This is a genomic window from Paenibacillus sp. P22 (genome assembly GCF_000469945.2).
GTDB lineage: Bacteria > Bacillota > Bacilli > Paenibacillales > Paenibacillaceae > Paenibacillus_O > Paenibacillus_O humicus.
The window spans coordinates 1-12223 of record NZ_CBRA020000129.1; the positions used below are offsets into that span (position 1 = coordinate 1).

The following is a 12223-nucleotide window of genomic DNA, read 5'->3' on the forward strand; positions in this document are numbered from 1 at the left end:
GCTCCACCGCCGCAGCCCGCCGGCAGGCGGAGCAGGCTGCGCGCTGGCTGCAGACGCATTATGCCGAAGCCGTGTCCATCTCGGAGCTGGCCAAAGCTCTCGGCTACCATCGTTCCCATCTGTCCAAGGTGTTCCGAAGCGTCACCGGCCTCTCTCCCATGCAATATCTCCAAAATATCCGCCTGCGCCGGGCGATGGCGCTGCTCGGCACGGAGCTGAGCGTGGAGCAGGTGGCGGCGTCCTGCGGATTTTCCGATCCGCTCTATTTCTCCCGGCAGTTCAAGCGCAGCGCCGGCTGCTCGCCTTCCGCCTACCGGGCGCGGCTTGTGAACCCATGAACAAAACAGGCAGCCCCGAAGCGATCGCTTCGGGGCTGCCTGTCGGAATGCAAAAAGCAGGTTCTGTCAGACCTGCTGGATCTCTCGACGAGATCCTGTTGCTGCGGAGACAGGTTTTGCCTCTAAACCTGCTGGATCTTGATGAGATTGGTCGCTCCGGAGCGTCCGCTCGGCACGCCGGAGGAGATGACGACATAATCGCCTTCATGCAGCAATCCCGTCTTGCTGCCGTCGACGATCGCGGACTGGAGCAGCTCGTCCGTGCTCGTCGCGCGCTCTCCGAGCACGGGAATGACGCCGCGCAGCAGGCTCAGCTTGGCCGTGACGCGAGGATCCGGCGTGATGGCGATGATAGGAGCCTTCGGCCGGTACTTCGATACCATGCGCGCCGTGAATCCGGATTCCGTCGGCGTCAGGATCGCCTTGGCATCGAGATCGATCGAGGAGCTACGGCCGCCTGGCTGATGACCTCGGTCGTCGTCGTGGCGTGGAGCGCCCGGCGCGACTGGAATTCAAGCCGGTAGTTCAGCATGGACTCCGCCTTGACGGCGATCGAGGCCATGCGGCGCACCGATTCCACCGGATACTTGCCGGCAGCCGTCTCGCCGGAGAGCATGATGCAGTCGGTGCCCTGCTGCACGGCGCCGGCGACGTCGCTCACTTCCGCGCGTGTAGGGCGCGGGTTGACCTGCATCGACTCCAGCATATGGGTGGCGACGATGACCGGCTTGCCTGCAATGTTGCACTTCGTAATCATTTCTTCCTGAAGGGCAGGCACGTCCTCGACCGGAATCTCCACGCCGAGGTCGCCGCGGGCGACCATGATGCCGTCCGATGCCTCGATGATGGCATCCAGGTTCTCGACGCCTTCGTCATTTTCGATTTTGGAGATGATCTGGATATGTCCGGCGCCGTTCTCTTCGAGAATCTGGCGGATCTCCATGATGTCTTCCGCTTTGCGGACGAACGAGGCGGCGATGATGTCCACGTTCTCGCCGATCCCGAAGTGGATATGCTTGACGTCGCGCTCCGTGACGCCGGGCAGGCGGGTGCGCACGCCGGGCAGGTTGACGCCTTTGCGGGGCTTCAGCATGCCGCCGCTGACGATCTCGCAGCGGATCTCGGTGCCGCCGGATTCCTTCACCTTCAGCTCGATCAGGCCGTCGTCGATCAGAATCGTGCTGCCTTCATGCACATCCTCCGGCAAGCCGGGGTAGTTGACGGAGATGCGGGATGCGTCGCCTTCGAGCTCGATCGTGGTGAGCACCAGCTCGGCGCCCGTCTGCAGGTGGACCGATGGGGCGGAGAGCTTGCCGATCCGCACCTCGGGTCCTTTGATGTCCATCAGGATGGGAACAAGCTGGCCGCCGACAGCGGCCGAAGCCTCGCGGACCGAGCGGATGCGGGCGGCATGATCCTCCAGCTCACCGTGAGCCATGTTGATGCGGGCCACGTTCATGCCGGCCTCCATCATTTGCTTGAGGGTGTCGACCGACTCGCTTGCCGGACCGAGCGTACATACGATTTTTGTTTTGCGCAGCATAATTGAAGTCCTCCTAGGTGTTTGCTTCCTCCATTGTACCTGTTGAAGAAGACCAAAACGACGTCCTATAGTATAATAAAAAACCTATAGTACGATAAAAGGAGCCAACCGATGGCGCAATTGCCCAACAACTGGGATATCAACCGGATTCAAGGAAATTCCGAATCGCTGATCAGCCGCCGATCGGACGATCGGAATGCATTGCTGCTGGCCAGCTACGGCAAGTTCACGCTTGAAATAGACGGGGAGCCGATCGGGACCGCCCGAGGAGACCTCATCTTCATTCCCGCGGCGGCAGAGGCCAGGTCCGTCGCTCTGCCGGGAGTGTTTCATGAGATGTATGTCATCTGGTTCAGCATGGAATCATCCCTGGCCTCCGGCTTTCCCCTTCCGCAGAGATGGGATCGGACAAGGCCTGCCGCTTATGATCTGCTGCTCGACCGGATCAAGTCGATGCTCGGCGAAAGCAAGGAGGGACTGCCCTACTCGCGCTTGCTGGGAACGGGGCTGCTGCTGGAAATAGTGGCTTTATGGGGAAGAGAGCGGTCCAAGGGTGAAGCCAAGGCAGCCGGAAGCCGCCATATCGACAAGATGAAAGCTTTCCTTCAGGATCATTACCGGGAGCATGTGACCAAGGAAGAGCTTGGCGAATGCATCGGCCGCACGCCGAATTATGCCGCTTCGCTGTTCCGAAGCGGCACCGGTCAGACCATCAGCGGTTATGTCCATTCCTTGCGGATGAAAACGGCGGTGTATATGCTGCAGGAATCGCTGCTCACCGTGGAAGAAATCGCGGCCTATCTCGGCTATGCCGAGGTATCCTACTTTCAGCGGGTGTTCAAGCGCTCCTACGGAGAACCGCCGTCTATGTACGCCAGCCGCATCCGCTAGGATGAGCTGGAGGCTCCTCAGATTTTGCCGGAGCCGTCTTCTTCGGCATCGATCGACTCAATGTGTTCATTAATGACGAAATCCGAGACGTCCAGATCGTCGTGCGAAGCCGCCGATGCGATGACCGCGAGCTCGCGATCTTCGCCGCGGTCCCAGAACTTGATTCCGGATGCCAAGGTTTCGGCCGTTTGAATGGCTTTATCCTTCAACGCCGTTGCTCCGGCAGCCGTCTGCCTTGCCGCTGCCGCAGCCTTGTCGCCGATGATCTCGCCGATTTCAACCGCCGTGTCGGCCGCCTTGGCCGCATACTCGCCGATGTCGGAGCGCAGCTCGCGGCCCGACTTCGGAGCCAGCAGCAGCGCCGTCACCGATCCGACGATACCTCCCGCAATCGCGCCCCATGCAAATCCATATTTCTTCTTCGCCATCTTAATCGCTCCCTTCCTCGTTAGGGTTCCCATTGTTCCGTCCGGAACATGCAGAGATTCCAAGCTTTTCGCGGCGGCTGCGCCAAAACATCCATCCTTCGAGCGCGACCTCGGCGATGCCGATCGCCTGATCGATCTGCTCCCGGTATTTGCCGGCCGCCTGCTCCACGCGGACTGCAGCCGATTCGGCCGTGTCCGCAGCCGCATGGGCGAGCTTTCGCGCCGCGAGCTGCGCATGGTTCGCTGCGTCCTGCAGCTTGAGAGCGGATTCCAGCACCGGACCGAGCAGCATCAGCTGCCTCCTCGCTTCCTCGGCCGCCTCTCTTGCGGGCCGCAGAGCATGGCGCGCATCGCTCAGAAGCTCGTCAAGCTGCTCCAGCGATTTGTTTCCTGACGACTGGGCTTCTTCCATCCACGCTTTCAGACGGCGAAGCACCCCGACGAACTGCCATGCAGCCGCAGCGACCGCGATTGCCGCCACGGCGGCGCCCAGCGCCGCGATCCAAGCTGCCATGCCTCCACCTCCTGCATGTTCCGGTTCCGGGCGGGAGCCCATTGCCTGAGATCAGTAGATGCGGCGTGGGCTTGGCTTGACACTTCAATCTCAAAATAAAAAAACCGCCCATTGAAAGGCGGCTTCAAAACGGGCAGTCGCGATGTTATTGTTCCTTGGCGAGATAAATCTCCACCTGTTCCCGGAAGCTTGCCAGCCAGCCGGGAAGCTGCGCCGTGAATGGATGCAGCTCGCTTCGCGGCCAGTCATAATATTCCTGAACGAGCTTGCGGCGCAGCGAGGCCAGCTCCGCCAAGCTGCGGGCAAGCCCGGCATCGATGACTTCCTCGCCGCCGATGATTTCGACAATATCCTCGTAGCTGCTGGCATCCCTCATGATATAACCGTCGATGAGGCAGCTGCCTACGTCGGTCACGGTTTCGATCGCCAGATGGAGAGCCCTTTCCTGGGCAAGCCCTTGAAGCAGGGTTCCCTGCCAGCCGGCCGCCAGCTCCCTCAGCGCCTGCTCAAGCTCCGGCATGGCGCCGAGCCTGAGACGGATGTCTTGCACGTTGACGTAATACATGAAGCGCCTCCGTTATCGGTTATTCTTTTTTCTGCCGCGCCGTTTCAGCCAGACGATCATGATGATGCTGCTGACGATGACGACGAACAGATAGACGATCATCTGATAAAAATCTTCCCCAAGCGATTCTTCCTGCATAGTTACGCACCTTCCTTAAGAAGCCGGAGCTCCTCCTGCTTGTTGGTTCAGCCTATGTAGTCCACGCTCACGGAAGATTCGCGGGCCTCGTTCATGTGCTCGATGACCTTCTGGTGAACGGGATGCACCTGGTATTCGCCAAGAGCCTCCAGGGAATCGAACCTGGTCACGAGCGCGATATCGTACGAACGCTCGGAATGGACGACATCAACGCCTACCTCCAGATGCCGGAGCACCTCGATGCGGCCTTCCATGCCGCGAAGGACGGAGGCCGTGCGCTCCACGCTGTCTGCGCTGCGGTCTTTGAGGCGGAAGAACACGATATGGGTCAGCATAGTAGTGAAAACGCTCCCTCTTGATCATGAATCGGCGCGGAACTTGCATCACCTGCATGTCCCGAGCCCTTTTGACCCATAATAACTCAAGCCGCATCATTCGGCAATGCCAGCAGAAGGGAGCAAGAACAGGTGCGTTATCCCGTCACGATCGCCGCGGTCCTGATCAGCCTTGCCCTATGCCTTTTCAGCTCAACGGGGTATGATCCCCATAACTTCTTCTTTTTCATGTTCAGTCCTGTCGCCTGGATCTCGGATGTCTTCTACGATATCCATGCCACGCCGGTCTTGATCATGTACATCCTCACGATCGCCTGTTATGCGGCCATCGGGTATGCCTGCGACCGGATCATCCAAGCCGAGCGCCGCAAAAGAAACGCTGCCTGAAAATCGGAAAGCCCTTGGGGACGCCTGCTTCGTGCAGGTTCCGCAAGGGCTTTTTCCGTTCGCCTGCCGATCCGGGCTCAAGCCGGCTGCAGCCGGCCGTTCTCCAGCTTCAGCACGCGGTCGCAATACTCCAGCACCCGATCGTCATGGGTGACCATGATTCCCGCCTTCTTCTGCGCCTTCACGCCGTCCCGCAGCATGCGGACGACATCCCTTCCGCGCTCGGCATCCAGGCTTGCCGTCGGCTCGTCGGCATAGATGACCGAAGGATCGTTCATCCACGCGCGGGCGACGGCTGTCCGCTGCCGCTCGCCCCCGGACAGCTTCTCGGGATAGGATCTGCTCCTGCGGGCCAGCCCCAGCAGCTCCAGCAGCTCCTTGGCCCGCTTCGAGGCTTCGGCGGCCGGAGTTCCGGCCAGCTTGGCGACCAGCAGCAGCTGCTCCTCGACGCGCAGGTACGGAATGAGGTTCGCGGATTGAAACACGAAGCCGAGCTTGGTGAGCCGCAGATCCGCCAGCTGCCCGGCGTCCATGCCGCCGAGCGGCCGCCCGTCTACGCTCACCTCGCCTCCGGTCGGAGACAGCAGCGCTCCGGCGATCGAGAGGAAGGTGCTTTTGCCGGAGCCGGAAGGTCCGGTCACGGCGACCAGCTCCCCCTCTCCGACTTCCAGCGACAAGCCGTCCAGAATCGTTACGCTTGATTCGCCGTCCTGGAACGTCTGGGTCACATTTTCCATAAGCAATCTCGGTTTCATCATGCCGTCCTCCCTATCGCATCCAGCGCGTCGGTGCGCGCCACCTTAATGACAGACAACAGCGAGCCGACTATCGAAGTAGCTAGAAACAAGGCGCAGGTGAAGGCCGTCGTGCCGGCATCGAGCTGGAACGGGACCGTGGAGGGCATCGCCGCACGCATCGCCCAGATGAGCAGCAGGCTCCCCGTCAAGCTGGCCGCGGCAAGCAGGAGCACCTGCCAGAGGACGCTTGCCGACAAATAGCCGGTTCTGGAGCCGATCGCCTTCAAGATGCCGAATTGGCTCGTCTTCTGGATGGTCATGACATAAAAGAACACCGCCAGGACGAATGCCGATATGACGAACAGAAACGCGATCATCATGACCAGCGTGCCTTGCTCCTCGGAATAGCCGGGAATCGCCTGGATGATCTGCTTCTTGGCGAGCAGCTCCGTGCCGGGCAGCTTGCCCTGCAGCGCTTGCGCATCGGCCTGGCTGCCGCGGAAAGCGATCGTGTTGTAGCCGCTTTCCCGTCCGGACTGCTGCAGCTTGCTCCATTCCGCGGGGCTGACGAACGCCGCCGGCGTATGGCTGTAGGATTCATCCTTCACGAAGCCGGCGACGGTCCAGCTGCGGCCCGTTACCGTGTCGGTAAGCTTCGTCCCGAGCTCGACTCCCGATTCCGACAGCTTCCGGTCCACGAGTATGGCGCCATCCGTTCCTGCGGCCGGCTTCGTCCCCTCGACAACGGGCGGCGCCAGCCATCCTTCCGGCTCCACGGACATGAGCGCGGCATCCAGCTTGGCCCCCGTCGCCTCGTTCTGAAGCGAAGCCATGCGCACGCCAAGCAGCTGGACGGCTTCCTCCCCGGCTGCCTCCTTGGCCGCTGCCGCCTGCTCCGGCGTTATCGCCGAGCGGGCGAGCCGGCTGTCCGAGCCTTTCTGGACAATAAAGTAATCGGCCTTCATATTCACGACCGAGGATGCGTTCGCATAGGACAATCCTTGCGCCAGCCCGGTCACGAACAGCACCAGAAAAGATACGAGCAGCATGATCGTCGTGATCAGCGCGTACTTCAGCTTGGAATGCCTGATTTCCCGCAAAGCCAAAAACATGAACATCTCCTCCTTCTCATGCCTTCAGCTTAGAGCTGCTGCGTGAACGGAGCGTGAACCGGAGATTACAAGCGGCCGCATGGCTCCGGGCTGAGCAGCCGGACGCCGCTTCCGCCCGGGCAATTCGAGCAGAAAGCTCAGCGGCTGCGCCGGCCGCATCTCGGAGCGATCGCCAGATCGCTGAAACGCAAAAAAAAGCGTTCCTCCTCTTAAGGAGAAACGCTTTTCCCATCTGCATGCTACTCGACGACGAGCTCGGATACCATGTTCGCATGTCCGGTTCCGCACATGACGGAACAGTGCATTTTGTAGCGGCCCGGCTTGTCGAAGGTAACTTCCTGCTCCATCTTGTCGCCTTGCAGGTCGATGCCGAAGTCCTCGATGGCAAGGCCGTGCATGCCGCTCTTGTTGTGCAGGACGAGCTTGTACTTCTGGCCGGCCTTGACTTTGTATTCCTTCTGGTCGAACACGAAGTCCTGCGATGCGGTTACCTTCAGCAGCTCGACGCCCTCGGGCAGTCCGGCGCTTTCGTCCTTCGGAGGCAGCGGAAGTCCGAGCGTCAGCATGTACAGACCCAGCAGGGCTGCGATAATCAGCATTGTCGACATTACGTATTTCATGCGTTCCTTGCTCCCCTTCATGCTTAGATGAGATGCCCATATTTGACCATGACTGCTTCTATAATACCTAAGAACAGGAAATGATCACAAGCTTTAACCGTTTTCAATTTTATTTTATCCCGAAATGTTTGACAGATTCATGAACATTCCGTGGCGATCATGAATCTTTTTTTTGCGGAAGATTTCAATGAAAGCCTTGATCCTTCCCGGCAGCGGCAAGCCGATCCGGCCGTAATTCTCCGTGATGGACAACAGCTCGTTGCCCGTATAAAAGAAGATCGCAGCCGTCATGACGGCGTTGCCTCCCATAAGCTCGTCTATCCGGTGCGCGATGAGGATGACGAGCAGCGTCAGTCCCTTGCGGGCCAGCCCCCACCAGCCGACGAGGCTGCTCAGACGCCTGCCTTCGCTCAGCGAGGCCGCCATTCCGGAAATATAATCGACCGCCATGCAGACGAGCAGCAGCGTCAGCGATTGATGCCAGGCGCCGAACGCAAACCCGATCATGGAGCCGATGATCGCAACAAGCGAGCCCGTGGAAGAATCTTTCATTCCTGCTCCCCCCTCTATCAGCATTTGATAGATTATCCTATGCCGATAACAGGGGGATGCGATGGTTGTCCGCCTTTTTACCGCTGGCCAGGCTCAGGTCAGATCGAATTTGCCGGTGTGGACCAGGTCGAAATGAACGTCGACCTTCAGCTCGCCGGGAATCGGGATCCATTCGCCGGCTTTGGTCAGCTGCTTCCACAGCTTGTTGTGATTCCGGTAGAGGAATTCTTCCAGCTGCAGGATGTCTACGTGCTTGCTGCAGCCGATCGCGAACGTCCGCTCGATTTCAGCCTTTATCTTCTGTTCGACCTGACGGGATATTTCCCGCTCCGTCATCGGGCCGGTCAGCTCGATCAGATGGCCCTTCGCGCGGATATCCAGCTTGATCTCGGGATTCTGGCCCGCTTGCACGAGACGGTAGGCAGGCTTGGAGGAAGTGATGTTCAAGGTTGCGATATTCTCTTGCCGCCCTCCGTCCTTGCCCGAATTCAACCCGGTGTAGATATAATGCTGCTGGAAGGTCGGATCGATCCAGCGCATGCCGCCGATTTCATCGACATCCATGAACGGCTTCGCTTTTTTCAGATAGAAGGGGACGATGCCCTCATACTGCTGGACCAAAAGCTTCTTCTCCGATTCCTGCCAGTCGCTGGCATTGGTTCCGATGACGGGAAGCACCGCCGTGAACCCCGGTTCTTCCATCGCCTTGACAAGCTCCTGCATCGTAACCGGGCGGATCAGGCTGTTTTGGTTGAACTGGATCTTGGGGTTGTACATGATGCTCAGCAGAGGCGAGCGGCCGAAAAAGGTGTCGGTGTTGAACAGCTTCTCGAACGGCTCTCTAGTGACGAATACGAGCGAAGTGTACCGGGAAGCCCTTTGCCGGTTGTTGGCATCCAGGATATCCTCCATGCGGGACAGCGCCCGTTCTTGAACGACCAGCACCTTCATATGGTCCAGGTTGACCTCGAACTGCGACGACTTCTGCAGATCGCCCAATGCGGTGAGCATCGTCTTTCCTTTTCCATTGCCGACCCATACGGTAGTCCCGTTTGTACTCATCGGATCCTGGGATTTGGCGACCGAGCTCATCTGCATGAGCTGCACGGTCATCCTGTACTGGCCGTCCGCATAATCGATCCCCAGCGCCGTCACATAGCCTTGATCGGTCAGGTCGACTTCATCCCAGCATCCAGCGGTCAGCAGAGACAAGGCGGCAAGCACGGCAAGCAGCAGCCCGGCCCTCATCAGAATCGGCCTCCCTTTCTCCGCCGCTTGACCCAAGGCAGCTGCAGGAATGCCTGCGGCATCAGCCTGAACCTCATCGTAGCGAGGGGAGCCATATAAGGCCTTCCGAACGATTCCAGCGAGCACAGGTGGATGACGATCGCGAACATCGAGAGGAAAAAGCCGAGCATGCCCATGAACGAGACCATGACCAGCACGAGCAGCCGCAGCACTGTGACCGTCCCGTTGAGCGTCTGGTTCACAAGGGCGAACGTGGACACGGCCGTCACGGCCGCGACGACCAGCATCGTGGGCGAAGTGAGCCCGGCGTCGATCGCCGCATTGCCGACGATCAGCCCCCCTACGACCGACACGGTCTGGCCGACCGCCCGCGGGAGCCTGACCCCTGCTTCCCGGAACAGCTCGAACATGAGCAGCATGAGGAACATCTCCATGGTGGTCGATACCGGGAGGCCGTTCCGGGACGTGGAAATGGTCGCGAGCAGGTTGAAGGGAATCTGATCGGTATTGAAGGAGCAGAGAGCGATCCAGAAGCCCGGCAGGAAGATGCTGAAAAAAAAGCCCCAAGAAACGCAAAAGCCTCTCTAAGGAAACATAAAAATAAGGCATATGCAGATCTTCGGGAGACTTGACGAGGAAGGCCAGATCGGTCGGCCCCATGATGACCGCAGGATTGCCGTTGACGATGACGATGAACCGCCCCGACATAAGCGAGGAGGCGGCATAATCGGGACGGCCGGTGTAGGTCGTCAGAGGGAACAGCGTAAAGCGCTTGTCGGAAATCAGGGATTCGATCTGGGTGCTGCTGTCGATGGAAACGACGTTCTTCGCGATCTCCTGCAGCCTGCGCCTCGCTTCGGCGATCATCTCCTCGTCCGCGAGACTGGCCATATACATCAGGGCGACCTGGGTTCCCGATCTGGAACCGATCGTCATGATCTCGCACTGGAGATCAGGCGTCTTGAGACGGCGGCGGACCAAGCTGATGTTGACGTTGACGCTTTCCACAAAGCCGTCCCTCGGTCCTTTGAGCGACACCTCCATGACGGATTCGTCGGGCTGCCGCTCCGTCAGGTTCCCGATGAAGGAGGCGTAGATTCTGGCCCCTTCGTCCAGCACGATCAGGACGGCGCCGCTGAACAGCATTTCAAAAAGATCCTGGCCGGCGTCCGACTCGTCGCTGATCATCATGAGATTGGTGTCGGAGCCCTCCTTCAGCCTGCCTCCGTCCGTCTGGAGAGCGGGCAGCAGAGACTGCTGGAGCAAGGAAGTATCCACCATCTGGGTGCAGTAGAATAAAGTCGCGGGAAAGTGCTCGCCGTTTTCGAGAATGAAGCTGGTCTCGATATGGACGACATCCTGGCAGCCTTCGAGCTTTTCCTGCAGCTGCCGCAGCGTCCATTTGGAGCCGGAGGCTGCGGCAGTCCCGTCGTCGGCAGACGACGAGGACGTCCTGCTTTGGGAATAGGCACTATTCTGGGTCTGCTGGCTCATGACGGCCCTCCATTTCCTTCCGCTGGCATCCCGGCCGCAGAGGTTTTCTTGTCGCTGCTGCGCGCGTCCATGACCGTCAGCAGCCAGATGATCATGCTGATGGCGACGACGGCAGCACCCGCGATGGGAAAGTAATACATCATGATTTTGCGGTAAAGCACCATATTGTCGCTGATTGCCTGACACAAAGGAACGAGCAGGACCAGCAGGACGATCGCGAATCCCCACTTTTTGCCCTTTGAACGAAGGGACAGCATGTCGGCCATGAGGAACAGCGACAGCGACAGCCGAATCATCGCTCCGGATATCCATTGGTAAATGGCGAAGAAATCCAGATGCTCGATGAACTTGCCGATCTGGACGAGCCTCCACTGGGAAAAGGCCGGGTACCTCATCTTCTCCGCTTCGACCGGCCCGAACTGGGTAATGGCTCCCGTCAGCGGCCCCAGCGTCAGCAGCGACAGGATCGTCATCAGCACGAACATGTGGATCCATTTGAACTTTTTCTTCAGATGATGCTGATAGAGGACGAGCGTATAGAGCTCCACCAGCGCGCAGACGCTGAGCAGCGCCCCGTACCACACGGGAGTCCAGCCATGCTCCAGATACGGCTTCAGATAGGAATAGTCCTTATGGGGCAGATTCGCCGTCATGACGAAGTCTCCGAGAAGCAAGACAAACGGGAGCAGAACGGCCGAGGCGTAGGCGATCGTCCGGAGGCCGGTGCCAACCGCATACAAGACAATGAGGATAATGGCGCTTGAAATGACCCAGGTCGGCGTCTTGGGCAGGTAGGTCGTCTTCGACCATGAGATCGTGTCGACCAGCGTATTGAGCGTAATTCCGAACAGCATGACGGCGAGCGGGAATTTGAGCGTCCAGGAGCCGGCTCTGCCCATAACCCTCTCCAGCATGGACTTCAAGGATCCGTTCAGCCGCTTCATCGTGCCGTATACGGGAAAGCTGACCCATAAAACGGCGATGATCCAAGCGATCACCGGACACATCCAGCTGTCCCGCTTGGCGGTGTGCAGAATAAGAGGCACGATGAGGACATGGTTGACGAGGCCGACAGACAGGATTTGGATCATGACAGCCGGCAGCAGGCCGAACAAATTCGTTTTTTTCATCTCCGCACCTCTTTCGAGGTTAGATTATCCCTCTGGCGGAAACTTTATCCACTGAAGCCTGGAGCCCCTCTGCTACAGCCATTGTCCGCGGATCGCAGTGGGCCGAATTAATCCCCGGGGAAAAGAAAAAAGCCGCCCCCGGCTGGAGGCGGCTGAAAAACAAGCGAAAGGCGCGGAATCGTTCTGGAGAA

At 59.2% G+C, this 12223-nt stretch carries 15 protein-coding genes and 2 pseudogenes; 3 read left to right on the plus strand and 14 right to left on the minus strand.

Features of this window, described 5'->3' with window-relative positions; genetic code table 11:
• Positions 1-338, plus strand: a 338-nt coding sequence (locus BN871_RS17545) for a helix-turn-helix domain-containing protein (RefSeq protein ID WP_048748148.1), incomplete at its 5' end; no start/stop codon positions are given.
• Between the two features lie 122 nt (positions 339-460).
• Here the strand turns inward: BN871_RS17545 and pyk are convergent.
• Positions 461-1878: pseudogene (gene pyk / locus BN871_RS17550) on the minus strand (pyruvate kinase).
• 114 nt (positions 1879-1992) lie between these two features.
• On the opposite strand from pyk, the gene BN871_RS17555 reads away from it, so the two are divergent.
• Positions 1993-2772, plus strand: a complete 780-nt coding sequence (locus BN871_RS17555; protein WP_048748149.1) for an AraC family transcriptional regulator — start codon at positions 1993-1995, stop codon at positions 2770-2772.
• 17 nt (positions 2773-2789) lie between these two features.
• Here the strand turns inward: BN871_RS17555 and BN871_RS28505 are convergent, their stop codons facing one another.
• From BN871_RS28505 to BN871_RS17575, 5 genes are all read right to left on the minus strand, one after another.
• A complete protein-coding gene (locus tag BN871_RS28505; RefSeq protein WP_048748150.1) occupies positions 2790-3200 on the minus strand; it encodes a YtxH domain-containing protein in 411 nt (136 codons plus the stop codon).
• 1 nt (position 3201) lies between these two features.
• Complete coding sequence (locus BN871_RS28510) at positions 3202-3714, minus strand: hypothetical protein (RefSeq protein WP_021880372.1); 513 nt, start codon at positions 3712-3714, stop codon at positions 3202-3204.
• Between the two features lie 145 nt (positions 3715-3859).
• Positions 3860-4279 (minus strand): DUF86 domain-containing protein, encoded by a 420-nt coding sequence (locus tag BN871_RS17570; RefSeq protein WP_021880371.1) that lies wholly within the window; start codon positions 4277-4279, stop codon positions 3860-3862.
• 12 nt (positions 4280-4291) lie between these two features.
• On the minus strand, positions 4292-4417 hold the full coding sequence (locus BN871_RS29735; RefSeq protein ID WP_021880370.1) for a hypothetical protein: 126 nt from the start codon (positions 4415-4417) through the stop codon (positions 4292-4294).
• A 47-nt stretch (positions 4418-4464) separates the two neighbouring features.
• The gene (locus BN871_RS17575; protein ID WP_021880369.1) at positions 4465-4752 is read right to left on the minus strand and encodes a Dabb family protein; all 288 of its coding nucleotides are present in this window, start codon (positions 4750-4752) and stop codon (positions 4465-4467) included.
• Positions 4753-4884: 132 nt separating this feature from the next.
• On the opposite strand from BN871_RS17575, the gene BN871_RS17580 reads away from it, so the two are divergent.
• On the plus strand, positions 4885-5139 hold the full coding sequence (locus BN871_RS17580) for a hypothetical protein (RefSeq protein ID WP_021880368.1): 255 nt from the start codon (positions 4885-4887) through the stop codon (positions 5137-5139).
• 77 nt (positions 5140-5216) lie between these two features.
• Here the strand turns inward: BN871_RS17580 and BN871_RS17585 are convergent, their stop codons facing one another.
• The 8 genes and pseudogenes from BN871_RS17585 to BN871_RS17615 form a co-directional block, all read right to left on the minus strand.
• Positions 5217-5897: an ABC transporter ATP-binding protein gene (locus tag BN871_RS17585; protein ID WP_021880367.1), complete on the minus strand. Its 681-nt coding sequence runs from the start codon at positions 5895-5897 to the stop codon at positions 5217-5219.
• The gene (locus BN871_RS17590) at positions 5894-6988 is read right to left on the minus strand and encodes an ABC transporter permease (RefSeq protein ID WP_048748151.1); all 1095 of its coding nucleotides are present in this window, start codon (positions 6986-6988) and stop codon (positions 5894-5896) included. The genes BN871_RS17585 and BN871_RS17590 overlap by 4 nt, the downstream gene beginning before the upstream one ends.
• 239 nt (positions 6989-7227) lie before the next feature.
• Positions 7228-7608, minus strand: coding sequence for a cytochrome c oxidase subunit II (locus BN871_RS17595; protein WP_048748152.1), 381 nt, complete (start codon positions 7606-7608; stop codon positions 7228-7230).
• A gap of 114 nt (positions 7609-7722) precedes the next feature.
• Positions 7723-8160: a holin family protein gene (locus BN871_RS17600; protein ID WP_048748153.1), complete on the minus strand. Its 438-nt coding sequence runs from the start codon at positions 8158-8160 to the stop codon at positions 7723-7725.
• Between the two features lie 93 nt (positions 8161-8253).
• Positions 8254-9408 carry a Ger(x)C family spore germination protein gene (locus BN871_RS30285; protein ID WP_048748154.1) on the minus strand — a complete coding sequence of 385 codons (1155 nt, stop codon included), beginning with the start codon at positions 9406-9408 and terminating at the stop codon, positions 8254-8256.
• A complete protein-coding gene (locus tag BN871_RS30290) occupies positions 9408-9956 on the minus strand; it encodes a spore germination protein (protein WP_374725890.1) in 549 nt (182 codons plus the stop codon). Before BN871_RS30290 ends, BN871_RS30285 begins: the two co-directional genes overlap by 1 nt.
• A gap of 55 nt (positions 9957-10011) precedes the next feature.
• Positions 10012-10902, minus strand: a pseudogene (locus tag BN871_RS30295) (spore germination protein); the annotation flags it as partial.
• Entirely contained in the window at positions 10899-12032 is a 1134-nt protein-coding gene (locus BN871_RS17615; RefSeq protein ID WP_021880361.1) for an endospore germination permease, read from the minus strand. The pseudogene BN871_RS30295 and the gene BN871_RS17615, both read right to left, overlap by 4 nt.
• Between the last annotated feature and the right edge of the window lie 191 nt (positions 12033-12223).

Coding starts and splice junctions, on each gene's coding strand:
- BN871_RS29735 (WP_021880370.1), bottom strand. CDS start 4,417: ATGCAGGAAGAATCGCTTGGGGAAGATTTTTATCAGATGATCGTCTAT.
- BN871_RS28505 (WP_048748150.1), bottom strand. CDS start 3,200: ATGGCGAAGAAGAAATATGGATTTGCATGGGGCGCGATTGCGGGAGGT.
- BN871_RS17555 (WP_048748149.1), top strand. CDS start 1,993: ATGGCGCAATTGCCCAACAACTGGGATATCAACCGGATTCAAGGAAAT.
- BN871_RS17585 (WP_021880367.1), bottom strand. CDS start 5,897: ATGATGAAACCGAGATTGCTTATGGAAAATGTGACCCAGACGTTCCAG.
- BN871_RS17570 (WP_021880371.1), bottom strand. CDS start 4,279: ATGTATTACGTCAACGTGCAAGACATCCGTCTCAGGCTCGGCGCCATG.
- BN871_RS17590 (WP_048748151.1), bottom strand. CDS start 6,988: ATGTTTTTGGCTTTGCGGGAAATCAGGCATTCCAAGCTGAAGTACGCG.
- BN871_RS17595 (WP_048748152.1), bottom strand. CDS start 7,608: ATGAAATACGTAATGTCGACAATGCTGATTATCGCAGCCCTGCTGGGT.
- BN871_RS17615 (WP_021880361.1), bottom strand. CDS start 12,032: ATGAAAAAAACGAATTTGTTCGGCCTGCTGCCGGCTGTCATGATCCAA.
- BN871_RS17575 (WP_021880369.1), bottom strand. CDS start 4,752: ATGCTGACCCATATCGTGTTCTTCCGCCTCAAAGACCGCAGCGCAGAC.
- BN871_RS28510 (WP_021880372.1), bottom strand. CDS start 3,714: ATGGCAGCTTGGATCGCGGCGCTGGGCGCCGCCGTGGCGGCAATCGCG.
- BN871_RS30285 (WP_048748154.1), bottom strand. CDS start 9,408: ATGAGGGCCGGGCTGCTGCTTGCCGTGCTTGCCGCCTTGTCTCTGCTG.
- BN871_RS17600 (WP_048748153.1), bottom strand. CDS start 8,160: ATGAAAGATTCTTCCACGGGCTCGCTTGTTGCGATCATCGGCTCCATG.